The organism is Gracilibacillus saliphilus (assembly GCF_010994085.1).
GTDB classification, from domain to species: Bacteria; Bacillota; Bacilli; order Bacillales; family Amphibacillaceae; genus Gracilibacillus; species Gracilibacillus lacisalsi.
This window is the reverse complement of the sequence record NZ_WJEB01000045.1, coordinates 17,879-41,885: the sequence shown is the minus strand read 5'-3', so window position 1 is coordinate 41,885 and position 24,007 is coordinate 17,879. Positions and strand designations below refer to the sequence as shown.

The window sequence follows — 24,007 nt, the reverse complement described above, 5'->3', positions numbered from 1 at the left end:
AAGGGTGGTAAGTGGTGGGAGTAGTTCACCAAATATCCCTATGGCAAACCGTAATAACTGAGCGAGACCTAGATGATACAGAAAGATGGTAGGTGGATGAGTTTGGTTAATTTGACATACGATATCATAATAGAGAGATTTCAATCATTTGCTGAAAGAGAGGAAAATATCCGAGCAGCAATAATAGTTGGCTCAAGAGCAAGGCAAGAAAAACCAGCTGATCAATATGCAGATCTAGATCTCGTTATATTTGCGGAAAATCCTAATTTGTTACTACGATATAAAAATTGGTTAGCTCAGATAGGTAAGTATTATCTTACCTTTCTTGAACAAACAGCAGTTGGTGAAGGGATCGAAAGAAGAGTTTTATTTGATGGTGGACTGGATGTCGACTTTGCTTGCTTTCCTATATCCGCAATTGCAGAGATGGAATCTCACCATCAAGTCTTAAGTGTTCTTTCAAAAGGAATAAAAGTACTACTAGATAAGGATAATATCATACCACGCCTGAAAAACAATAATATAAAGCAAAATAATAAAAAAATGCCAGAAGAGAAAATAGAAAATATGGTGCACGATTTTTGGTATCACGCCGTTCTAGCTGCTAAAAAACTACGTAGAACTGAGTTGTTAGAAGGGAAATCTATAGTTGATAGTTATATGAAAGACCTGCTGATATCTTTCATTCGAATACAAGCAAAATTAAAGAATGGCAATGAGTATAACACATGGCATGGATTTCGTTTTTTTGAAGAATGGGCTGATACTAAATTTGTGTCTCCATTCAAGCAAATATATGCTCATTACGATGAAGAAGATGTTTGGAAAGCACTTAAAAATACCATGAATCTGTTTCATGAACTCTCTATAGAAGTTTATCAATTCAAGAATCTTTCTTATCCTCATGAAAATATTCAACACGCAATTCATTTAGTTGATTCATATTATCAAGGGAGATAACAATAAATGAGTAGTCATATAGATATTCGAAAAATGGAAGAGCTATCCATGAATGCTTTTCCCTCACTGCAAACGCAACTTTTGGATGGGTGGGTATTACGTTTTTCCAATGGCTATGCCAAAAGAGCAAATTCTATTAATCCGTTATATCATTCACAAGAAGATATCAATCGAAAGATAGAGAGATGTGAAAAAGTATACCAAAGGAAAGGATTAAAAGTTATCTTTAAACTAACAACTCACGTTTTCCCTGAAGAATTAGACAACATTCTAGAACGAAAAGGGTATGGCCTTGTAGGAGAAACGAGCGTTCAATTATTATCCCTAGATGAAGGAGAGACATTTTTCTCGAATAAGGCTAGTATTGATAATCAATTAAATGATAAATGGTTTTCAGAGTTTTGTGAATTAAATCATATAAAAGTTGCGGACCAGCATACGCTTAAACAGATGTTAAACCATATTAATGCTGATGTTTGTTATGTTCGTTTGACTAACGAAAAGGAAGAAACGCTCGCATGTGGAATGGGTGTGTTAGAAGGCGGGTGGATAGGGTTATATGATATTGTTACGAGTGAAATGCATAGAAACAATGGATTTGGTATAGAACTCGTTTCTTCGATTCTGAATTGGGGAAAGAAACACGGTGCTGAAAGAGCTTACCTGCAAGTGATGTTACATAATACACCAGCTTTAAAGCTATACGAAAAGCTAGGCTTTAAAGAAGCGTATCAATATTGGTACCGAATAAAAAAGGAATGTTAATAAACTATGGTGAGGTGAAGCGCTTGTATACTATCCTCGCATATTCTTCCTTAATTATAGCACTTATATCAGTGGTTTTAGCTATTAGTCGGAAGCGTTATTATTACTAGATATCTGCAATTGTTATGTTTATATTGAGTTTCAAATTTTATTAGTTTCAAGTATAGGTGTCCTCATAGAAATTATCATGGTATTTTTTGTAGACAATAAAAGGGTGTTTCTACCTTTCTGTATCTTTAGTTAGAATCATTTTTAGAGTAGTGAAGGTGATGTTGTGAAGACAACTTGGAAATGGAGCTTCATCGTACTTTTTGTTGTGATAGTGATAATTGGAGTAACATATTTATGGAAGACTGAGGAAAAGGTGGGGAATGTTAATAGTATATCACCCGTTTCGTTATCTTCTGACAAAATTTTGAATATCGCCCATCGTGGAGCATCCGGTTATGCCCCAGAACACACATTAATTGCTTATCAGTCTGCTCAACAGATGAATTCAGATTATTTAGAGATTGACATACATATGACAGCTGATGGAGAGTTAGTTGCGCTGCATGATGAGGATGTTTCCCGTACGACAAGTGGAAGTGGTTTAGTTGAAGATATGTCTCTTACTGAACTAAAAAAATTGGATGCTGGTACTTGGTTCAATATTGCTTATCCTGAAAAAGCAGATGATTATTATGTTGGAATAGAAGTGCCCACTTTAGAAGAGATCTTCGATACTTTCGGTTTACATAGCAACTATTATATCGAGATAAAAGACCCAGATCCTGTGATGACTGACAAATTTCTTAGCATGTTAGAAGACTACCACCTAATCGAAGAAAATAAAGTCATCATTCAATCCTTTAGTGCAGAGACATTGGAGCAAATTCATGCAAAATATGAGTCAATTCCGCTTATTCAACTGTTGTATAAAGATGAAGCAAAGTCCGCTAATTACAATCAGATTCGACAATATGCATCAGGAGTAGGTGTATCCTATCAAGAGATAGATCAAGAGCTCGTTCAAAAGATTCATAATGAAGATTTACACGTTCATACTTATACAGTCAATGCGGAAGAGGATATGGAACAAATGATAAGGTGGGGAGTTGACGGCATTTTTACAGATTATCCTGATCGGTTGGCAGAAATACTTTCAAATAATAGTTAATAAGACTAACTTTTGTAAATCGATAATGACCTCCGTTCACATGTGAAAAGTGAACGGAGTTTTTTACTTATGAAATGGAGCAGAACCCTAGCAAATAATAAGAAATGTGTTGTGTTAGTCTTTGGTATACTCTCATTAATGTTTGATTGAATACTAAACCAAGGAGGAGGAAGCACATGACAATATTTGATCAATATAAGTTGACGAGAGGGTTGTTTATTGATTCCATCTCACCGATTGCGAAGGATTTGATTGATCTGCAGCCACCTGGATTTCGTAATACGATTCATTGGCAGATTGGCCATGTATTAGTCATAGCAGAAGAAATTGCTAATTTCCCGCATCGAAGTAAGAGTAGCTTACCAGATAATTATAAGAAGTTGTTTGGAAGAGGTACCAAGCCTAATGATTGGCCTCAAAATGTACCAAGCATGGACCAATTAGTATTAGATTTACAAGATCAAGTAAATCGAATCGGGAATATGTCATCTGAACAGGTGCAAGAACGTTTAACAGAACCATTTGATGGGATCGACCGTTTTGAAGAGTTTGCCAGTCTTGGATTATTCCATGAGGCAATGCATTTGGGTCAGATTCTTGCAATGCAGCGAATATTGGAGCAAAATCATTCGGGTTATCAAGATTTATAGTACAGGAGGTGTAATAATTGAAAAAACAAATACTTTTAGTTCATAGTGCAGGGCGACAGGGTCCTCAGCAAGGAAGCAGTAATTTAATCGAATATTTACAAAGTCAACTTGGTGATACTTATCATTTGATAACTCCTAAGATGCCTAATCCAGAAAATCCTGAGTATGCCAGGTGGAAAGCAGCATTAACAAACATATTCGCTAACTTGGACAATGAAGTAATACTGATTGGACATTCGCTGGGTGGGGCGGTTTTATTAAAATATCTTTCAGAAATGAATGTAAAGCCTGTTGTCTCTAGTTTGTTCTTAATTGCATCACCATACTGGGGAAAAGAGGAGGACTGGCAGGCTGAGGAGTTTACCCTAGCAAAGAATTTCACATCAAACCTTCCACACATATCCCATATATATTTGTATCACAGCAAGGATGATATGGTAGTGCCGGTTACGCACATCCATCACTACGCGAACGAATTTCCACAAGCTATTACTAGAGTGTTAGAAAGAGAAGATCATTACTTTTCTAATGGCATACCTGACCTCGTAACCGATATAAGGATCTCTTAGTTAGATCCAGTAAGATATTATTAAAGTATATAGAAAGGAGAAATGGAATGGGTAAAGTAATTTTAGATATTTCTATGTCACTTGATGGTTTTATCGCAGGTGTGAATGATAACCAAAAACAGCCGCTAGGAGAAGGAGGGGAATTGATCCAAAACTGGTTGTTTAGTGGTGATCAACCAAGTCGTTACAATGAATTCTTTAAGCTTTCTGCCATAAACAAGGAAATTTTTGATGGTCCAGTTCCCATGACAGGGGCGATGGTTGTAGGAAGGAGAACTTTTGATATTGTTAATGGTTGGGGTGGCAGTCATCCGATTCAGGATGTTCCTATTTTTATCGTAACACATGAAGCTCCGGTAAGTTATGTAGAAGATAAGACAAGCTTTACTTTTGTCACAAGTGGAGTTGAAGATGCTATTGTACAGGCGAAAGAAGCTGCAAATGGTAAAAATGTCAGTATAGGAACAGCAAGTATTGCCCAGCAATGTATAAAAGCCGGTCTTCTGGATGAAATGCATCTGCATGTAGCGCCAATCCTAATGGGAAAAGGTATTCGCTTGTTTGATCAAATTGGCTCAGAACAAATAAAGTTAGAACCTCAAGAAGTGACAGATGGTTCAAATGTTACACACTTGAAATATAAGCTGTTGTATTGAAATTTGGATTTTTTACGGACAATTTAAAGTAAATAAGTCAAAAATGTGTCCATAATACAAAATCGTGAAAATCTGTAATCGTGTCCGTAAGATCCTGCTATACTCTGTTTCACCACATCCTATGGCATCTCCCGAATAATACTTGGAAATAATCAGGTACTACTAGTAAAATGAGTATCATAACGGAATTATCCATTAGAAGGTTGGGTTTGAACATGATGAATCTTAATAGTAAAGCTAAACTAGTAGTTTTACACGCGCACTATAGTAACATTGAATATACAGAGTCGGCACTGAAAAGTACCTACGTAGAACAAATTCACCATGTTGATCCAGGCCTTATTGATGCGATTAAAAATAAATCAACGCAACAGATTGAAAAACGAGTACAGACACAACTAGAATGGTTGGCATCAGCTGAGCCAGATGCTATTTTAATCACATGTACCAATTATAGTCTATACATAAAGGAAACTAAGATAAATGATACTCCCATACTGAAAATAGATGAATTATTTCTTAAGTCTCTCATTGATTATCCAATTGCAACTTTATATTTTACCAATCCTGCTACGGTGGAAGGTACTATTAATCGACTTAAACAGCAACCAAACGTAAAAGCTGATTTCCAGGTGGAGGTCATTGATCATGCTTTTGAGCTACTAATGTCCAATAAGCAAGACGCATATAGTGAAGTGATTATTGACTATATCGAAAATAATCCACCTCAAGGGCAGATAGTATTTCCTCAGCTTTCCATGCACCAGGCAGCCACACACTTAAAAAATAAAGGGTTTAGCGTTATGACTCCGGTTGATGCCTTGAAAGAGATAAAAATATAAAGGAGTTAAAAAATGCCGAAAGAGTACATGTAGTACTTTTTCGGCATTTTTACAATCGGCCATAAAAACCAATTGACTTTATATACTGAGTAAGTATATACTCAATATATATTTACTCAGTATATAAAAAGGGTGGGAAAATTGAATTTTATTGTCCAATACCAATGGGAAATCTTTATTGTCGCTGAAATACTATCACTTGCCTGCTTATTGTTATTTGGTGGGGTGCGTTATCTGTTTGGTAAGAGGAAACATAGTTTATTCTTCTTATTTTTGTTCCTCTTCTTACTCATTCTAGAGGCTGGATTAGCCTTCTTGATCTATAACGAAACAGGTGAAATCTCCACATTCCAAATAGTTATTACTATATTTGTTATTTATGCCTGTACGTTTGGTATTAACGATTTTAAAAAGCTTGATCGATGGATGCGAATAAAAATTGGAAAGTGGAGAGGTGTCGATTTACTAACAGATAAAGATAAAGCGATTATCAAAAAGCAACAAGATCCAAAGTATATTGCGAAAATAAATCGATATAGTGCAATAGCTCATTTATTAATATTTGTTATCGTACAAACCGGCTTCTGGCTATATGGATTGGGGGATTTCGCACATTTCAGCGAATATATTGCCGATTTTTCCTGGGTTGGAACGGAGGACTTAGAGAAAACGCCATATCCAAATGAGACACTCTATCGTATTTCGATGTTATGGGGGTTAATATTTATCGTTGATTTTATTTGGTCGATGTCTTACACGATTTTTCCAGCGAAAGGATGAAAAAGTTTGATTAAAACAATAGGTTTAACAAAGGATTTTAAGGCAGGAAAAGAGATGGTTTCCGTATTAAAAGGAGTAGAGTTCACCGTCAATGAAGGGGAGTTTGTAGGGATTATAGGACCAAGTGGATCTGGAAAAACGACACTGTTGCATTTATTGGCAGGGTTGGATACCCCAACAGGAGGGTCCATTCAGTTAAACGGAGATGAGTTTTCATCCCAATCTGAAAAACAGCGTACTATTTTTCGACGTCAGAAGATAGGTCTCGTTTTTCAAAATTATCAATTATTGCCTACTTTAACAGTATTCGAGAATATTGCTTTTCCACTGCATGCAGATGGGAAGAAGACTTCCGCAAAAGATGTGAACGAGCTTCTAGAAGCAGTCGATCTGAAGGGATACGAGAAACGTTTTCCCAATGAGCTTAGTGGAGGACAACAGCAAAGAGTAGCAATCGCAAGAGCATTAATCCATAAACCAGCGATTTTATTAGCAGATGAGCCGACCGGAAATTTAGATCGAGAACGCTCCAGTGAAATTCTCGACTTATTAGCTAAGCTTCATCAGGAGCGAAATCAAACGATTGTGATGGTGACACATGATATGTTTGCGGCAGGTTATTCTGATCGAATTGTGTTATTTAAAGATGGGGTGATTGAAGCAGAAGTACAAAGAGAGGATGAAGAATATGCGTTTTTCCTTTCTCGTTTCATGGCGTAATCTTACGCGGCATAAAACACGGTTTTTCCTAACGCTTATTGCCATGATTTTAGGTGTTACCGTAATGACCAGTATGCTGATAGCGAAAGAAACCACGATTAAAATCATGGATGAACAAGAGCAGCTATATGCAGGAGATGCTGATTATTGGATAAAGAGCAATCAGCGTTTTTTCTCTGAGAGTGAAGTGGAGTGGGTAACAGATCGTAAGGAAGTTGGAAAAGGTGTCGCAGCATTACTTAAACAAGGTTTTATAAATGTAGAGGCGGAGAACCTTGCACAAGCTTCCGTCAGAATTACGGGGGTTTCGAGTTATGATCATGAACTAATTGAATTACCTGTTAAAGAAGGGGATGTCACTAAAGAAGGTTTAATTATTACGGAAAACGCTGCTGCTCTATGGGGAAAAGGCGTCGGGGATACAGTTACATTTCAAGACATGGGGCAGGTCGAAGTGACGGCAGTTGTTTATGAAGGAGCAATGCTGAGCAGTCCCAAAACATTAGAAGGATCGACTTTTCGTGATGCACGTGTCATGGTTCCTTTAGATACTTTGCAAGAATGGACGGGGATGGAAGGGCAAATCTCTAATTACCGTTTTTCAGTAAAAGGGGAAAAACAACCAGAATTATTGGAAGCCTATCAAGCGCACCTAGAAGGCTCACAATTATTTGTTCAGCCGGTAGTTGTCGATAGTCAACAAAATAATGATGTAGAAGGTCTATATTTCACTTTTGATATTATTGCGATTCTTTCTATATTCATCAGTGCATTTATTGTTTTTAACATGCTTTATACAACTATTGTTGAACGAAGAAAAGAATTTGCTTTAATGAAAAGTCTGGGCTATACAAATGAAGGTATTAGACGACTGATAATAAACGAAATCGGGGTTCTTGCCGTCATAGGCTCAGCACTTGGATTACCACTAGGTGTGTGGTTAGGGTCTTTTCTCCAGGAAATGTTTATGTCTGCCATTGCTACCCAAACGATTACCTATGAGTTAGAACTGATTAAACCTTTAGTAATTTCAGGAATGGTTGGTCTCGCTTTTCCTTATCTTGCTGTCATATTTCCTATTTATCAAGCAGGTAAAACGTCTGTTATGGAGGCAATATCAGAGAGCCCAATTAATCGTCATAGAAGTGGAAAGGGTTCGCTTATACGTATCCTAGCGGGTGTTATCTGCACAGGAATTGGATTGATTGATAATCCTTGGGCATTCTTACTCTTATTCGTCGGTTTAGTACTGTTGTATCCAATTTGGATAAAGCTATTTCAATGGTTATTACAACCTCTATACAAACTGTTTTTCCGATACGCTGGAGAGCAAGCTATCCGATCTGTAAAGCAATTCGAAAATCGAAATGTAAATACATCTGCTATGCTAGCGATAGGTGTGAGTCTCGCTTTATTTATGAGTGCAGCTTTAGAATCTTTGCCTGACGGAATAGAAGATGATATTCATGCCACTTTTGGTGGAGATATACACGTGGAAAAAGAGTCACCGTGGATAGATGCAGATTTGGAAAGGATTAATGAGCTAGAGGGTGTAAGTGATAGTATCCCTTATGCAGAAATTCCCAACATAACATGGCAAACAAAAACAGGTGAATTACGAGAATTTTCTATTATTAGTTATACTGGTGAGCCACAGAATGCGGAGCTGTTTGCCATTTCGCAAACAACGGAAGAGCAGGGAGAGCATCCAGCAATTTTTGTTGGAGAGAGAGCATTAACAGAATGGGGTGGTGAGCTTGGTGAAGATATAACATTGAATACCCCTTCTGGTCCAGTTACCTTTTTTGTCAAAGGAACCGTTCAAACTTCTCATTATATGAACTATGTTGCTTTTATAGAAGACAGTGAATTGACAAGTACCTTAAACTGGCCAGAGAAATTTCATGTCATTATTGATGCCAGCGATGAGGGAACTATCCCGATTGTTTTTGCTCAACTTTGGAGTTCCTTTGAGGATTCGATCGTAAATGTTAACCCAATTACAGTTAGTATTGAACAGGGGAAGCAAGCTTTAACAGGAATGCAGGAATTATTGCAAGGCTTGTTATTGTTAATTATTGCCTTATCTGCTATTGGTATTAGTAATACATTATTGATGAATACGATGGAACGGATAAAAGAGCTGGGTACAATGCGAGCGATTGGTTTTACAAGAACACAGGTAAAGGTTATGATAATGGCCGAGGGACTTATGATCGGTATTACCGGAATTATTATAGGCACGTTATATGGTATACTAGTCATTTACCTGAATGCCCATTCTGCTCAAGGTCAAGCCTTACTGAGCTTTACAGTTCCCGGGATGAGCCTGTTTTTAGCAATTGCAGGAGGATTATTGTTTACACTTCTTGCTTCATGGTTTCCGAGCAGAACAGCATCACATATACCAGTGAAAGAAGCGATAAACTATGAATAAGCGGGGATTACCATGTCAGTAAAACATTCGATGCTTGCATTATTATATGAAAAACCGAGACACGGGTATGAATTGAAAACAGGTTTCGAAGAACTTGTTCAAGGAATGTGGCCACTCAATGCTGGCCAAGTATATACCACTCTTGATCGGTTGGAGCGTGATGCTTTAGTAGAGTCTCCGGGAAACGATCAAAAGGATCGTAAGCTTTATACAATAACACAAGCAGGTAAAGAAGAGCTGTGGAATTGGTTGGAAAAACCGGTCGGACGGTCATTGTTAAAAGACGAATTTTATTTTAAGTTTCTATGTGCTGATCATGTAGCATACGATGAGAAACAAAAAATGATCAAGAAACAAAAAGAAACGATGATAAAGGACGTCCTTCATTTAACTCATTTAAAAAAGCAAATGACGCAATCAGGAAATGATACGATGAAAATGCTTATCGAAGGAGCATTACTGCACTTAGAAGCGGATATAAAATGGCTTGATATCCTTGCTGGGGACCAAAAATAAAATGGATGTTGCAAGATTTGAACCGAGAATGTATGAAAACTCATCTCGGTTCTTTATAATAGAGTGAGAAAGGGTATCCTTGTAGATATTTGATTTTTATGTCCTTTTTTCATCCTATTTGATAAAATATGTTGTATAACAGGTAGAGATTGACTTTATATTTTCCTATATTATAATGTTATCAAATATGTAATGGATTACATTTTGATAGATAATCAAGGTCCGTATATGGTGAATTCTTCATTTTTTATTTACTTGGTGACCTTCATGATGTTTGGAAGGAGGTAGTATTATGCCTACTATACAAGACGTGGCAAAAAAAGCAGGTGTTTCAGTTGCGACCGTTTCACGGGTTTTGAATACCCCGTCTGCGGTGACAGAAAAAACGAGACAAAAAGTTCAGGATGCAATGCAGGAATTAGATTATGCCCCTAGCATTTTAGGTCGAAATCTCAGGAATTCTGAAAGTAGAATGTTGCTTGTTTTGATACCGAAGATATCAAACCCTTTCTATTTGCGAATAGTTGAAGGAATTGAAGAGACTGCACTAGATCACGGGTATAATATATTAGTCTGTCAAACCCATTCTAAAACGGAAAGAGAAAGTGTCTATTTTGATCTACTAAAAAATCGGTTAGCAGATGGTGCTATAACCATGGATCCTACGATAGATAAGGATAAACTCGTACAACTGGCTAGACAATTTCCGATTGTACAATGTAGTGAGTATGATAAAGATAAAAGTTTATCTTATATTACGATTGATAGTGAGTTGGCAGCATACCAGATGACAAAGTTCCTCTTAAAACAAGGACATAAGCGAATTGTCCTAATCAATAGTGATGAAAAATTTCTTTACGCTCGTGAACGAAAGAAAGGCTTCCATAGAGCATTAAAAGAATTTGAAATAGAATTTGAGGATGATTGGATTTATAAAACAAATGATGTGACGTTTGAAGCAGGTCAACAGGCGATGAGGTCACTGTTGAGTCATAAGGCAGGAAAGTTTACCGCAGTTTTTGCTGTATCCGATGTATTAGCTATCGGTGCGTTAAAGGAGTTAAATACGCAAGGGGTCCACGTTCCTGATGAGATAGCGATCGTTGGTTTTGATAAAATTGACTTTACCAATATGACATTCCCAAGATTAACAACGGTTGCGCAACCAATGTATAAAATGGGAAGTATTGCAGTAGATATGTTAATAAAGAAAATTCGAGGCGAGGAAATAGAAGACATCATATTAGATCATGAATTAATTATAAGAGAATCTACCTAAAGGATTATGAGTTACTTTTTCCACCGAGTAAATTAAGATAATTTATTTTTGTAAGTCATTGACTTGTATATACAGTTCATATAAAATCAAAATGTAATCGATTTCAAGTATAAACGAAATCGAAATTCTACATTAGGGGGTTCTGTTATGGAACAGGTGAAGAGGTTTTTATTAGTAGGTATTACCTTAGTATTGGCTATATTTGTTACAGCATGTAATGGTGACAATACATCTGAAACAAATAATACAGAAGGTACATCTGATGAAGAAACAAACAGTGAAGAAAATGAAAGCGCTTCAGAGGTTGAGGGAGTTACAATCGTTTATGCACGTGGTGTAGATACGACAGGAGCGATTGACTTAGTAATTGAAGCTTTCGAAGAGAAACATCCCCATATTAACGTAGAACTCAGAGAAATGCCGGCAGATACAGGACAATCACACGATCAATATGTAACCATGTTCAGTTCACAAAGTGCTGAAGTGGATGTATTTGATGCAGATGTTATCTGGCCAGCAGAATTTGCACAAGCAAACTATGCATTAGAATTAGATCGTTTCATTGAAAGAGATAGCATTGATATGGATGCCTATTTCCCAGGCACTGTTCAAGCAGCAAACTTTAATGGTAAGCAATGGGCAATGCCAAAATTCACAGATGCTGGTATGCTTTACTATCGTACTGATATTGTAGAGGAAGCACCCGAAACATGGGATGAATTGATAGAGCAAGCGAGTGAGTTACAGGGAGAAGAAGATACAGAATTTGGCTACTTAATGCAAGCAGCACAATATGAAGGGTTAGTATGTAACTATATTGAATTTATTGCATCCTATGGTGGCCAAGTTATTGATGATGATAATAATGTAGTTGTAAACAGTCCTGAAACGGTTAAAGGGCTAGAAAAATTAGCGGAAGTTGTTAATTCAGATTTTGTTCCTGACAATATTTTAAACTTTATGGAAACAGAAACAGAGAACGCTTGGATTGCTGGGGATGCGGTATTTGCTCGTAACTGGCCATATTTACAAGCATCATCCAATGACGAGGATCGTTCCTCTATTGTTGGTAATGTTGATATTGCACCTCTTCCAGCAGGTGACGAAGGTCATGCAGCCACTTTAGGGGGCTGGATGGGGATGATTAACCGTTATTCAGAACATCCAGAAGAAGCTTGGGAATTCTTAAAGTTTATGACTGGTGAAGAGGGACAGAAAATTATTGCTGTCCATGGAGGGCGTGCACCAACTTTGGAAGCGCTTTATAATGATTCGGAAGTACAAGAAGCGGGTCCGTTATTTGCAAATCCTGAATTTGTGAATGTTTTACAATCTGCGGTACCACGTCCTGTTTCGCCGATTTACCCAGAAATTTCAGATATCATGCAAATTGAAATATCCAAAGTATTAACTGGAGATCAATCAGCAGAGGAAGCTGCAGAAAAAATGCAATCCAAAATCGAGGAAGCAATGGGAGACTAATTTGTATCAATTGGAACTAACAAAGCAAGATGGGCATATGTAACTCATCTTGCTTTTTCTTTCAAGTACATCTTTCGAAAGATGTATTTGATAGAAGGGGAGGGAAGGTAAAGTGAAAAAATTTCAACTTAACGAAAAGCAGCTAGGTTATGCGATGATTTTACCATCGTTACTACTTGTTATCGTTGTCACTTTATGGCCGGTTGCACAGTCCTTTTATAACAGTCTATTTGATTACCGATTAAATGACCCAACAAGATCACAAAAAATGTTAAACGCTAATATTGATTTAGAACGGTATGTTGACAATTACTTTTATATCGAGGGTCAACTTAGTGATCTAGAAGGTAATGCTGAAGGGGATCAGTTAGAAGTAGTTCAACAAGCAAGGGAAACAATTGAAGGTTATCATCAGGAATTAACAAGTGATGAAGAAATTAATACAAAGGTTGAACAGATAGATGAAATGTTGATGAACTTTGAGCCTATATCAGACGCTGAGCTCAAATATACCGAGGTAGACAATGATTTTGCTGCAGATTATCGGAGTGCTCTGGAGAATATATCAGCGGAATTTCAATCAATAGCGGACGCTACTGACAATGAACAGTCAGCACAAAGTTTCGACCAAACTGGGTCATTGCTTGCAGGGACAAGTGACAACATTTTAGAATCGAATTTTATTGGTTTTGCGAATTATATTAAATATTTCCAAGACCAACGTATGTGGCAATCTTTATGGAACACGTTTTATTTTACCGTTGTCTCTGTTGGATTTGAACTTGTCTTAGGTTTAGCAATTGCCTTACTGATTAACCGTGCTTTTAAGGGAAGGGGAATCGTGCGTGCTTCCGTATTAATCCCGTGGGCAATACCGACAGCGGTTGCCGCCATGATGTGGGGTTTCTTATATGATGGTCAAACAGGGATTGTTGCCCACTATTTTGAGAAATTAAACATTATACCGAGTGCTTCATGGCTATTAAGCACTTCTGATGGTGGCATGTTTGCCATTATATTTGCGGATGTTTGGAAGACAACACCATATATGGCGTTATTATTACTTGCTGGGTTGCAAACCATTCCAAATTCATTGTATGAAGCTAGTAATGTTGATGGTGCTAGTAAATGGCAACAACTCTTTAAGATTACGCTGCCATTATTAAAATCAGCAATTTTAGTTGCTTTGTTGTTTAGAACATTAGATGCGTTTCGAGTTTTTGACTTAATTTATGTGTTAACTGGTGGTGGACCTGCGAATGCTACAGAATCGATATCTGTTTATGCATATATCACCTTGTTCTCACAACAGAATTTTGGAGCGGGTTCCGTGCTATCCGTTATTGTATTCCTATGTGTAGCATTAATTAGCTTTATCTATGTCCGGTTAATTGGTTCCGATTTATTCGCAGGACGTACGAAATAGAAGGGGGTACGAAAGATGAGTAAACGAGCCGGGATTGGATTTTATATATTTTTAGCCATTTTTGTTTTTTTAGTAATGTTTCCATTTATATGGGTGTTTTTAACTTCGATCAAACCTGTAGGTGAAATTTTTACTTCATTCAGTTGGTTTACCAAGAGTCCGACACTATCGTCTTATGAAGCTGCATTGACGAATCGACCGTTATTGCGTTATATGTTAAACAGTTTCGTAGTGTCTAGTTTAACTACTGTATTAGCAGTCGGTTGTGCAGCGTTTGCAGCATATGCTGTTACAAGGTTGCCAATTAAAGGAAAGGGGATATTTTTAGGAGTTGTACTTGCAGCGTCGATGTTTCCGCAGATTGCGATTATATCACCCATTTTTAATTTGGTGACGGATTTAGGATTACGCAACAGCTATATCGGATTAGTTATTCCGTATATTACAATCAGTTTACCATTATCAATCTGGGTACTTTCGACTTTTTTTCACAAGATACCTTTCGAATTAGAAGAATCTGCAAAATTAGATGGTGCCAGTCCGTTTCAAACATTTCGTAAAATTATCTTCCCTTTAGCAACACCAGGTATTTTTACTACAGCGATCTTAGTTTTTATTGCCGCTTGGAATGAGTATTTATTTGCCTTAACTATTAATAGTGATGATATTTGGAGAACTGTACCAGTAGGGATCTCCATGTATCAAAGTGAATTTTCTATTCCATGGGGAGATATTTCTGCGGCCACTGTTATCGTAACAATACCGATCGTTATTTTGGTATTGTTATTCCAAAAGCGAATTGTTTCTGGTTTAACTTCCGGTTCAGTAAAGGAGTAAAAGATAAGGGAGGCCAGCTACCTCTCTTATCTAATTTATAAGTTATCGCTAATATTTCGATAGTAATGAAACCATGGTTTTTCTTGTTCTATTTGGAAAGCGAGTTGTAGTAACAGCTGATCCTCACCTAATCTGCCAAAGAAATGAGTGCCAACGGGTAGACCATCATTGGTCCAATGGGTTGGAACACTCATTGCAGGCTGCCCTGTTGCATTTGCGATTGGCATAAATGGATTATAGTCTAACATGTTATCCATCATTTGTTGAAACGCATCAGTGTCGGGATCAGCATGCTTTCCTATTTTTGTTGGCAGTTGGTTTAAGGTTGGTGTCATCCATACATCTACATCATGGAAGAATGCTAGAATTTTTTGTGCTTCCTTCTGGATGTATACCCGCGATTCTTCATATTCTAATGCTGACAAGTCTCTCCCATATTTTAATATGTCAAAGGTTAACGGTTCTATATTGTGTAAAGAAGGTTCTTGCCCTGCCATTAGTCCAGAATGCTTGATAATAGCTGATCCGCTTCCCATCCAAATATTAATAAAATGCTTGGCAAGTTGTTTGAAATCGATTGGTGGCATTTCCTTCACTACCTCATGGCCTAATTCTTTTATGAGTTGCACAGTGTTCTCCATGTTATTTCTTGTCTCCGAATCAAAATGAATCGTCTCATCTTCTTGATATTGAACAGCAATTTTCAGTTTTCTCGGTGTTTCATGGACGCGTTCTAAAAAGTTGTTCTGTGAAGCAAAGCTTGGATATAGTTGATGATCGCCAGCTCCATTTGAAATATCCAGTAATGCCGCACTATCTCTGACAGAACGAGTAAGTGCGTGATTAATGGAAAAATTATTCATATAAGTAGGATATGGCATTCTTCCTCTACTTGGTTTAAACCCAAATAACCCACAGGCAGAAGCCGGGATTCGAATGGATCCACCACCATCATTAGCATGAGCAAAAGGAATTAGACCAGCTGCAACGGCTGCAGCAGAACCACCGCTTGATCCTCCAGGTGAGCGCTCTAAATCCCACGGGTTTTTAGTTGCTCCGAATAGCAGAGGTTCTGTCGTAGGTAGAAAACCCAATTCAGGTGTATTTGTTTTTCCTAGAAAAATAAGTCCAGCATGTTCAAAACGATCAACGATCACATCATTATCTGGAGCGATAAAATCCTTTAACATTCGCGACCCGCTAGTTTGTCTAATTCCTTTAACCGCATTTAAATCTTTTATTAAAAAAGGAAGTCCTTTAACCTTACCTTTCGTTGTTGTCATTTTTTTTGCTTGCTCCCGTCCCAACTCAAAACTTTTTGTGACTACCGCATTCAAAGTTGGATTATATTTTTCAATGCGATCGATATAAAAATCGGTTAGTTCTAGGACAGATACTTCCTTTTGATCGAGCAACGCTTTTTGACCTAAAGCGTCTAGTTGAAGCAATTGATTAAAGGGTTTCATTTATATATTCCTCCGTTTTCAAAAGCATATATTAACTGTTTAGTCTTCAGCTGATACGTTGCGATGCTTGTAATTCCTTCGGTGCTAATCTTTTTTTATTTTCTCCTTCAGTCCCATTAGCATAGTATCCAATCCAAATTGAAATTCTTTCTCCATATCTGGAATGGTTAGATGAGTAGGAGTTGATGAGTGAGGTGTTTCTTTACTTATTCCTAAAAATCGATATTCCTCTAAGATAAAAGAAGTAATGTAGACATTGTATAGCCATAAAGAGGAGAAGGCATTTTCTTTATTCATTCCTGCATTTATAAAAATTTGATGAAGCCTCTCGATTAGTTGTATGCGATATGGTGTAGTTGGTGCTGTTTCTGATAATACAACAGCCGCATCTTTAATGGATAAAAGTTGATCTCGCCATTGATTTGCAAGCTGTCTTAATTGCTCGTCCCAATTCTCTTTCTCTTCAGGAAATTGTATGTCTTTACAAATTTCATCAGCTACCAGTTCAAGTAATTCCTTTTTATTTTTAATATGCCAATAAAGCGAAGCACTTTTAATACCTAATTTTTCAGCAACTTTTCTTATCGTGATACTTTTGTAACCTTCTAATTGAAGCACCTCTAAAGCTGCTTGGACAATTTTAGATTGATCGAGCATTTTATGGTGGGATTCGTTATGTGTCGTCAATATCAAGTCTCCTTTCTGGTCGAATAATGTTATTCTCCATTTATAGATTGATTTTCAAAAGAATCTCTTGACATTATACCATTCATCAGTTAACCTATCAATGATAGTTAAACTATCATTGATAGGTTTGAGGGATCTTATAATTTTATGAAGGAGAGGATCATGATGAAAAAAATCTATACGCAGGTTGTGTTGATTAGTTTGATTACGGTTATTGGCCTTGAATTAGGTGGGGCAATTTATGAATGGGTTGTTGTTGCTTCACAGTGGAGCGCTTATCCGCCAGTATCGTTTGCCGTTCTTCAAGAACCTTATGGCTTACCGTTGGAACATTTCTGGATACCGCTTCATATGGTCGCACAAGTATTAATTGTATTTGCGGTGATCTTATGCTGGAAGGAAAGAAGTATTAGAAAATTATTATTATGGGTAATAGGACTTTACCTTCTGCTCAGAATTCCGACTTTTTTGTACTTTATACCAGAGTTAGGTGCTTTTACAAACGCAGATCCATCTGGTTCATACTCGCAAGAATGGAAGAATCGTGCAGACTTATGGGTGAACCTAAGTATAGTTAGGACAATTATTGTAGTTAGTGTCTATGTAATATCTTGGATAGGATATAACCGTTTTAAATCTTTAACCGTGAAGTGATGAATTAGTAAGTTGTTAATGAATTTCATTCGTGATTCATTTCCAAGATTTCATAGTAATAGAGATTTTGGAGATGGATCAATATCCTTCTTTCAGGTAAATGAAGAAGATCAAAAAATATATTTAATCTATATCCGTTTATTAAGAACAATATTTTACGGCATCGTCCACAGCATCTTCAGGTATAAATATGGTATCATCTTCAATTTTATAAGGGATATCATTGTCTTCTAACCGATCAGTGCCAGTTGGAAATTATGCAATTATTTTACATACATACAGTGTGTATGTTAAAATAAATCTAATCTAATTAAGAGGAGTGAGGTTCATGAAGCTAAGCAGTTTTTATCCGGTATTGATGACAGAAAAAGTAAAGGAAACGGGAGAGTTTTATCAAATGCATTTTGGGTTCTCTGTCGTATTTGATGCTGATTGGTACATGAGTTTGAAGCAGGAGGAGACGGGTGCTGAATTGGCAATTCTTCAAGCTAGCCATGAAACAGTCCCATCTTCGTTTGGTAAGTCCGTACAAGGTCTGATCCTTAATTTTGAGGTAGACAATGTGGATCAAGTGTATCAGAAATTAATTAAAGAACATCGACTTCCTTTACACCTTGCATTACGTGATGAGGCATTTGGGCAAAGACATTTTATTACAAGTGATCCAAATGGTGTTTTAATTGATGTGATCACTGTCATTCCACCTGATGAATCGTTTCAAGATCAATATAGAGAAGAAGTATGGAAGGATGAAGTGTAATGGGCAATTATGTCCCTTTAAAATATTACTTTGATCGGGAATTGGCCCTTCGTTTAACGGAATTAATTCACCCGTTTTATCCCGACTTTGACCAAAATACCTTTATAGAGTTAGTAACCAAAGAGGTAGCGAATAAAGAGTTGAAAGCTAGAGTGGAGGTATTCGCGGATGCATTGCAACAAAACCTCCCATCAGACTATCCGCAAGCCATAGCTATCTTACTAAAGATTCTTGGACCAGAAAATAAAACAGAAAAAGGAATGTTTACCAATGGATATTTCTTAATGCCGGTAGCCTATTTTGTTGAAAAGTATGGGCTGGATTATTTTGATCATTCCTTCCATGCGATGTATGAAATAACAAAACGACATACAGCTGAATATGCGATCCGTCCATATCTAATAGCAGATACCAATTCTTCTATGACCTATCTACAAGATTGGATAACAGATCCGAACCCACATGTGAGACGATTAGTGAGTGAAGGAACACGTCCAAGACTGCCATGGGCTAAAAAGATACCGCCACTGAAGAATGATCTTGAAAACAATTTATCTTTGCTTGAAAGCTTGCTTCATGATACTTCTCCTTATGTGCAAAAATCAGTAGCCAATCATCTGAATGATTTAACGAAGGAATCTCCGGAACAAGTTTTAGTATGGTTGGATCAGCTGATGAAAGCCAATCATCATGTGAATCGAAAAATAATTAAAAATGGGTTAAGAACTCTGGTAAAATTAGAACATGAGCATGCACTAGAGTTATTGCGAAAAGTAGAGTGAGGAGTGAAGCAGCATGAGAAGAACCAAATTAGAAACGGAGCAGACGATAGATAACTTGATCAAAATTGCTAGATATCATTTTACAGAGTATGGCTATGCAAAGGCAGCGCTGGAAGAGATAGTTAAAGAAGCGAATTTAACTCGAGGAGCGCTATACCACCATTTTCAAAATAAAAAAGGGCTCTTTCTTGCTGTTTTTGAAACTGTTCAAAAGGAAGTCGGGGAACATGTAGAAGCAGAAGCGGCAAGAGCTAATGACAGCTGGGAGCAGCTAATCCGTGGTTGTCGAGCTTTTTTGGAAGGGGCAGTGCAATCCCACAATCAACGTATCCTTTTGATAGATGGACCGGCCGTTTTAGGTTGGGACATGTTTCGGAAAATGGATGAGAAATATTCGATGAATTCCTTGAAGGAACAATTACAGTTAATGCAGGAGCAAGGCTTATTGAAGCCAATATCCATTGAAGCTATGACACATTGTCTGTCGGGAGCAATGAATGAAGCAGTGTTATGGATAGCTGATCGTCGTGATCATAAGGAGGTAATAGATGAGACGATGGTTGTTCTGGAACATATGCTGGAGGGATTAAGGGAGTAAGACTTCCTTCCGTGTTATAATAATTATAATCAACGAGATTTTCATACACCACGTTTAAGTCCAAAATGGTGGAGGTTAGTAAATTGAATATACTTGAATTAAAGCAAGATGCTTCTGTTAAAGGGAAAAATGGGATTGGTTTTATTATTGCGGCAACGATTATCTGGTCTGCTATAACGATTGTTTACTTGTTAGCGCTACCGTTGGAGACGAAGAATGTGATCTTATTATTTCTGCCTGCCTGTCTTTTTCCGCTTGCACTTGCTGTTTCTGCTGTGATCAAAGCGGATTGGAAGTTAGCTGATAATCCATTAGGAATGTTAGGATTGTTTTTGAACCTTGCGCAACTTATCTATTTTCCGCTGATTATCTGGGCATTTATCCAAAGTCCTGAACAAATGGTAGTCTTTTTTGCAATTATAACAGGTGCACACTTTTTCCCTTATGGCTGGTTTTATGATGCGAAGCCTTATTATATCTTCGCTCCTATTATTTCGGTTTCAATTATGGTAGCAGGCTGGACGATACAAGAAAATCAATTATGGATCATATCGCTTATGATGGTCATTTTTCTTAGTATTCTAGCTCTCTTATTATATGGGAACTATCAACAAAAGGTGAAAAGTAACTAGAATGGAGAGGGACAAACACTATGTCCCCTCAACCCTATTCTCGCTACAATGACAATATTTCACGAATATCTTCTTCCGTTAATGTGGAAGATGCTTTTTCCTTCGAATCAATGATCGCTTCTATAAGAGATCTTTTTTGTTCTTGCAAATCATTCATTTTCTCTTCGATTGTGCCACAGGCAACAAGCTTGATGACCTGTACGGCACTCGTTTGACCGATACGATGGGCACGGTCAGCCGCTTGTTCTTCCACAGCAGGGTTCCACCAAGTGTCATATAAAATGACCGTGTCAGCACCAGTCAGATTAAGACCTGTTCCGCCTGCTTTCATTGAAATGAGAAACAAATCGCATTCACCAGCATTGAACTGATTACATCGTTCAACACGTTCTTCTGACGGAGTTTGTCCATCCAAATACAAAAAGGACCTTCCCCGAAGGGCTAGATCTCTACCTATCAATTCAAGCATTTTCGTGAACTGTGAGAAAATCAATACTCTTCTTCCAGCAAGCCTGGATTCCTCTAGAATCTGTTTTAGCTGTTCAAATTTAGCAGAACTCCCTTTGTACCCATCTACAAACAAGGCAGGATGACAACAGATTTGTCGTAACCGTGTCAGGCCAGCAAGGATTTTGAGCCGATTTTTCCGTAATGTGTCTTTGTCTAGATGCTTTAAGGTATCGTGACGAAGCTTTGCCAAATAAGCGGCATAAAGCTTCTTTTGATCTGGTAGCAGTTCAACAGATTCCCTTGATTCGATTTTTTCTGGCAGCTCGGAGAGAACATCTTCTTTTACCCTGCGAAGTAAAAAGGGTCTGCTCCTCCGAGCAATCTGTGTTCTCGTGAGATTACTATACTCCTTCAATCCTTGAAATAGTTCTGGAAAGACGACATGGAAAATCGACCATAGTTCCTCTTGATTATTCTCTACCGGTGTACCAGTTAGGGCGAAACGATTATCAGCCTGTATCTTCTTTACTGCCTGTGCTGTTTGTGTAACGGGGTTTTTAAAGGCTTGTGCCTCATCAAAGAAGACAGTGTGAAAGGCTTGTTTCTTATACCAGTCAATATCCATTCGTAACAACTGGTAGGAAGTAATAACAACGTCAACTTCCGGCGCCATTGTCCGCTTATTTGACCGCCTTGTTCTATTTCCATCTACAATAGTTACTTGAATGTCAGGTGCGAACTTCTTTATCTCACTACGCCAGTTATACATTAAAGATGATGGACAAACAATGAGAGTAGGCAGTTTTTTCTTACGGATTGTAGGAAGCTCAGACAAAATAAATGCGATACTTTGTAATGTTTTACCAAGTCCCATATCATCTGCAAGAATTCCGCCAAATCCGTGACTAGCAAGTGTCTTTAGCCATTTGTAGCCGTGTATCTGATAATCTCGTAATATCGCCTCTAAACTATTTGGCACTGTAAATGTCTGATTATCAGGATTTTCGATATTGTGCAGGAACTGCCGAAACGATTGTTCAAATGTGAATACCTGATCATCAGTGGAGTCTAATAGTTGCATTCCTTTAATGACTGGTACATGTAGTCCACTTACCAAGTCGTCCTGATCCTGACTTGGAGCAGCACTCCTTAAAAAACGTTGAAGCTCTTCAAACTCTCTTGTTTCTAATGACAATAAGGATCCGTCCCGCAAACGATAGTACTTTTGCTTTTCCGCCAAAGCCGATAATATGTCGCGTATCTCTTGGTCAGGGATGCCATTCATTTCAAATTTGAATTCCAACCAGTTGGTTCTTTCGCTTTGGATCTTTACTTTAATCTTTGGTCGCGGATTCTCTTTGAATATCCTGTTTCGCACAGCAGTTGTAGCATATACTTGTGCTATTTTTTGCATCTTCGGGAGCATATGGTATAAAAAGTCATATTCTAGAGCTTCGTTATGCAAGAAGTATCCACTATCTGTTTTTGCGAACTGACTGTCATCCATCATTTGCAGTATCGTATGTTCCTTCTCCTCATCTCTTATCAAAATCGATGCCGTTTCGATTTGTTCATCATCCAATGGATTGATCAAAATATTTCCATAATGAAATTCCAAACTTGCAAGCAGTCGGTTTCTCACTCGATCCAAGTATAATTTAGTAATTAAAGGAGTCTGCTTCAGTTGATTGGTGACCGCACCATGTAAATGGACTTGACCTAATCTTTTCAATATAGGTAGTCCTTTTTCTATGAAAAATTCCGTTTGTTTTGGCGGAATCGGGATTTGATTAGTTTTAGAAGTATCTAATAGCTGAATGAGCTCAGAAAGATACTGAAATTCCTCTTCTTTTATCTGTATGAAATGGTCGTCAAATAGTAGCGCTTGATAAGCATCTAACATAACGATCTTATCTTGTCCTTGAACGGTGAGCAGAGAATCTTGATTGTCAGTTTTAGTAAAGGAAATCGATAACGGCAAGGTGACATGATCAGAAAAGTAGAGTTTGTCTATCCTTTTCTCCCCGTTTGCTAACTTCACAACTGGTGCTTTAGTGAGTAAGGGCACAAGTCGCACCCAGGGAGATGGTGGAATAACTAATAGCTGATCTATGTTATATTCAAATTTATCTATTAACCGATCATAACCATATGCTGTTTCGTCATTCATCACTTGGATCAGTTGTTGGATAATGGCGTCTGTATCAGTTGAAAAACAATGCAATTCTGGATTGTACGTGAATGAACTAGTTAGCTGATAGTTACCGTGTTCTTTCACCTGCTTCAGAAAGGCGCGGATATTTGTAACTTTAGTAGTGCCAACCTCAACTTCTATTCCAAACAGGGATTGTCCCTGATTATTGGTAATAAGTTTGCACGTGAAAGCTAAAGGAAGTACTTGCCGGCTTTCAAATCGTGGCTGTTGGGCACTAGGACGGACTCTGCGATTTTCTAATAGAGTCATTAGTCCTTTTGAAATTTCTGAACTAGACGAAGAGAGTGATTCTCTTTGTGAATGTTCAGATATCGCTAGTAAAACAGCCGCTACATGCTGACAGTCATTTTTGACAGAAGCTAATGTAGGACAGCTACATGTTGTCCTTATACGGCCACTTTCATCCTGTTCTACTGTGACATGGAAATTTTCTCTTCCGGCTACGATTGCCTCGCAACGATGAGCAGTGAAAGTCTCAAGATATACTTTATTCGAACGATAAAAAGAAAGTCCTTTTTTGAAGGAAATTTTACCACTAGCCTCTTCAATTTTTTTGTGACTCCATTTTATATTCATATGATGCGTTCTCGCCTTCTATCAAGACACATGTCATGTCCATTTAGTATTTGTTCAATATTTTTAATCACGGTGCTAACAGCCTGTAAAAACCCTCACTTCAAGTTTC

At 37.6% G+C, this 24,007-nt stretch carries 23 protein-coding genes; 20 read left to right on the top strand and 3 right to left on the bottom strand.

The window, feature by feature from the left end:
• Positions 1-102: 102 nt before the first annotated feature.
• The 15 genes from GHT08_RS20225 to GHT08_RS20155 all read left to right on the top strand — a co-directional run bounded on the left by GHT08_RS20225 (position 103) and on the right by GHT08_RS20155 (position 15,078).
• Positions 103-960, top strand: a complete 858-nt coding sequence (locus GHT08_RS20225) for an aminoglycoside 6-adenylyltransferase (protein ID WP_163583201.1) — start codon at positions 103-105, stop codon at positions 958-960.
• Positions 961-966: 6 nt separating this feature from the next.
• Positions 967-1,725, top strand: coding sequence for a GNAT family N-acetyltransferase (locus tag GHT08_RS20220; RefSeq protein ID WP_163583198.1), 759 nt, complete (start codon positions 967-969; stop codon positions 1,723-1,725).
• 274 nt (positions 1,726-1,999) lie between these two features.
• A complete protein-coding gene (locus tag GHT08_RS20215; protein WP_163583197.1) occupies positions 2,000-2,884 on the top strand; it encodes a glycerophosphodiester phosphodiesterase in 885 nt (294 codons plus the stop codon).
• 176 nt (positions 2,885-3,060) lie between these two features.
• Complete coding sequence (locus GHT08_RS20210) at positions 3,061-3,534, top strand: DinB family protein (protein WP_163583196.1); 474 nt, start codon at positions 3,061-3,063, stop codon at positions 3,532-3,534.
• A gap of 17 nt (positions 3,535-3,551) precedes the next feature.
• Complete coding sequence (locus GHT08_RS20205; RefSeq protein ID WP_163583195.1) at positions 3,552-4,103, top strand: alpha/beta fold hydrolase; 552 nt, start codon at positions 3,552-3,554, stop codon at positions 4,101-4,103.
• Positions 4,104-4,150: 47 nt separating this feature from the next.
• Positions 4,151-4,759: a dihydrofolate reductase family protein gene (locus GHT08_RS20200; RefSeq protein ID WP_163583194.1), complete on the top strand. Its 609-nt coding sequence runs from the start codon at positions 4,151-4,153 to the stop codon at positions 4,757-4,759.
• A 215-nt stretch (positions 4,760-4,974) separates the two neighbouring features.
• Positions 4,975-5,601 (top strand): hypothetical protein, encoded by a 627-nt coding sequence (locus GHT08_RS20195; protein WP_163583193.1) that lies wholly within the window; start codon positions 4,975-4,977, stop codon positions 5,599-5,601.
• A gap of 141 nt (positions 5,602-5,742) precedes the next feature.
• Positions 5,743-6,381: a hypothetical protein gene (locus tag GHT08_RS20190; protein ID WP_163583192.1), complete on the top strand. Its 639-nt coding sequence runs from the start codon at positions 5,743-5,745 to the stop codon at positions 6,379-6,381.
• A gap of 6 nt (positions 6,382-6,387) precedes the next feature.
• Positions 6,388-7,101, top strand: a complete 714-nt coding sequence (locus GHT08_RS20185) for an ABC transporter ATP-binding protein (protein WP_163583191.1) — start codon at positions 6,388-6,390, stop codon at positions 7,099-7,101.
• Entirely contained in the window at positions 7,061-9,538 is a 2,478-nt protein-coding gene (locus GHT08_RS20180; RefSeq protein ID WP_337747870.1) for an ABC transporter permease, read from the top strand. The genes GHT08_RS20185 and GHT08_RS20180 overlap by 41 nt, the downstream gene beginning before the upstream one ends.
• A gap of 12 nt (positions 9,539-9,550) precedes the next feature.
• Positions 9,551-10,054, top strand: a complete 504-nt coding sequence (locus GHT08_RS20175; protein WP_163583189.1) for a PadR family transcriptional regulator — start codon at positions 9,551-9,553, stop codon at positions 10,052-10,054.
• Between the two features lie 292 nt (positions 10,055-10,346).
• Positions 10,347-11,333, top strand: coding sequence for a LacI family DNA-binding transcriptional regulator (locus GHT08_RS20170; protein WP_163583188.1), 987 nt, complete (start codon positions 10,347-10,349; stop codon positions 11,331-11,333).
• 147 nt (positions 11,334-11,480) lie between these two features.
• Positions 11,481-12,815, top strand: coding sequence for an ABC transporter substrate-binding protein (locus tag GHT08_RS20165; protein ID WP_163583187.1), 1,335 nt, complete (start codon positions 11,481-11,483; stop codon positions 12,813-12,815).
• 112 nt (positions 12,816-12,927) lie between these two features.
• Complete coding sequence (locus GHT08_RS20160) at positions 12,928-14,241, top strand: carbohydrate ABC transporter permease (RefSeq protein ID WP_238343623.1); 1,314 nt, start codon at positions 12,928-12,930, stop codon at positions 14,239-14,241.
• Between the two features lie 15 nt (positions 14,242-14,256).
• The gene (locus GHT08_RS20155; protein ID WP_163583186.1) at positions 14,257-15,078 is read left to right on the top strand and encodes a carbohydrate ABC transporter permease; all 822 of its coding nucleotides are present in this window, start codon (positions 14,257-14,259) and stop codon (positions 15,076-15,078) included.
• 35 nt (positions 15,079-15,113) lie between these two features.
• Here GHT08_RS20155 and GHT08_RS20150 read toward each other — a convergent pair whose 3' ends face one another.
• On the bottom strand, positions 15,114-16,544 hold the full coding sequence (locus GHT08_RS20150) for an amidase (protein ID WP_163583185.1): 1,431 nt from the start codon (positions 16,542-16,544) through the stop codon (positions 15,114-15,116).
• Between the two features lie 84 nt (positions 16,545-16,628).
• Positions 16,629-17,231, bottom strand: coding sequence for a TetR/AcrR family transcriptional regulator C-terminal domain-containing protein (locus tag GHT08_RS20145; RefSeq protein ID WP_163583184.1), 603 nt, complete (start codon positions 17,229-17,231; stop codon positions 16,629-16,631).
• 165 nt (positions 17,232-17,396) lie between these two features.
• Here GHT08_RS20145 and GHT08_RS20140 point away from each other — a divergent pair, with 165 nt between their 5' ends.
• From GHT08_RS20140 to GHT08_RS20120, 5 genes are all read left to right on the top strand, one after another.
• Positions 17,397-17,885, top strand: a complete 489-nt coding sequence (locus tag GHT08_RS20140; protein ID WP_163583183.1) for a hypothetical protein — start codon at positions 17,397-17,399, stop codon at positions 17,883-17,885.
• Positions 17,886-18,213: 328 nt separating this feature from the next.
• Positions 18,214-18,645 carry a VOC family protein gene (locus GHT08_RS20135; RefSeq protein ID WP_163583182.1) on the top strand — a complete coding sequence of 144 codons (432 nt, stop codon included), beginning with the start codon at positions 18,214-18,216 and terminating at the stop codon, positions 18,643-18,645.
• On the top strand, positions 18,645-19,427 hold the full coding sequence (locus GHT08_RS20130) for a DNA alkylation repair protein (protein ID WP_163583181.1): 783 nt from the start codon (positions 18,645-18,647) through the stop codon (positions 19,425-19,427). Before GHT08_RS20135 ends, GHT08_RS20130 begins: the two co-directional genes overlap by 1 nt.
• Positions 19,428-19,440: 13 nt before the next feature.
• A complete protein-coding gene (locus GHT08_RS20125; RefSeq protein WP_163583180.1) occupies positions 19,441-20,025 on the top strand; it encodes a TetR/AcrR family transcriptional regulator in 585 nt (194 codons plus the stop codon).
• Positions 20,026-20,108: 83 nt separating this feature from the next.
• The gene (locus GHT08_RS20120) at positions 20,109-20,657 is read left to right on the top strand and encodes a DUF7010 family protein (protein ID WP_163583179.1); all 549 of its coding nucleotides are present in this window, start codon (positions 20,109-20,111) and stop codon (positions 20,655-20,657) included.
• Positions 20,658-20,700: 43 nt separating this feature from the next.
• Here the strand turns inward: GHT08_RS20120 and GHT08_RS20115 are convergent, their stop codons facing one another.
• Positions 20,701-23,898 (bottom strand): DEAD/DEAH box helicase, encoded by a 3,198-nt coding sequence (locus GHT08_RS20115; RefSeq protein WP_163583178.1) that lies wholly within the window; start codon positions 23,896-23,898, stop codon positions 20,701-20,703.
• Positions 23,899-24,007 lie beyond the last annotated feature (109 nt).

Excerpts from the sequence above, each read along its gene's own strand:
- GHT08_RS20195 (WP_163583193.1), top strand. The coding sequence starts at position 4,975 with ATGATGAATCTTAATAGTAAAGCTAAACTAGTAGTTTTACACGCGCAC.
- GHT08_RS20210 (WP_163583196.1), top strand. The coding sequence starts at position 3,061 with ATGACAATATTTGATCAATATAAGTTGACGAGAGGGTTGTTTATTGAT.
- GHT08_RS20130 (WP_163583181.1), top strand. The coding sequence starts at position 18,645 with ATGGGCAATTATGTCCCTTTAAAATATTACTTTGATCGGGAATTGGCC.
- GHT08_RS20180 (WP_337747870.1), top strand. The coding sequence starts at position 7,061 with ATGAAGAATATGCGTTTTTCCTTTCTCGTTTCATGGCGTAATCTTACG.
- GHT08_RS20135 (WP_163583182.1), top strand. The coding sequence starts at position 18,214 with ATGAAGCTAAGCAGTTTTTATCCGGTATTGATGACAGAAAAAGTAAAG.
- GHT08_RS20150 (WP_163583185.1), bottom strand. The coding sequence starts at position 16,544 with ATGAAACCCTTTAATCAATTGCTTCAACTAGACGCTTTAGGTCAAAAA.
- GHT08_RS20170 (WP_163583188.1), top strand. The coding sequence starts at position 10,347 with ATGCCTACTATACAAGACGTGGCAAAAAAAGCAGGTGTTTCAGTTGCG.
- GHT08_RS20220 (WP_163583198.1), top strand. The coding sequence starts at position 967 with ATGAGTAGTCATATAGATATTCGAAAAATGGAAGAGCTATCCATGAAT.
- GHT08_RS20165 (WP_163583187.1), top strand. The coding sequence starts at position 11,481 with ATGGAACAGGTGAAGAGGTTTTTATTAGTAGGTATTACCTTAGTATTG.
- GHT08_RS20200 (WP_163583194.1), top strand. The coding sequence starts at position 4,151 with ATGGGTAAAGTAATTTTAGATATTTCTATGTCACTTGATGGTTTTATC.
- GHT08_RS20115 (WP_163583178.1), bottom strand. The coding sequence starts at position 23,898 with ATGAATATAAAATGGAGTCACAAAAAAATTGAAGAGGCTAGTGGTAAA.
- GHT08_RS20155 (WP_163583186.1), top strand. The coding sequence starts at position 14,257 with ATGAGTAAACGAGCCGGGATTGGATTTTATATATTTTTAGCCATTTTT.
- GHT08_RS20125 (WP_163583180.1), top strand. The coding sequence starts at position 19,441 with ATGAGAAGAACCAAATTAGAAACGGAGCAGACGATAGATAACTTGATC.
- GHT08_RS20140 (WP_163583183.1), top strand. The coding sequence starts at position 17,397 with ATGAAAAAAATCTATACGCAGGTTGTGTTGATTAGTTTGATTACGGTT.
- GHT08_RS20175 (WP_163583189.1), top strand. The coding sequence starts at position 9,551 with ATGTCAGTAAAACATTCGATGCTTGCATTATTATATGAAAAACCGAGA.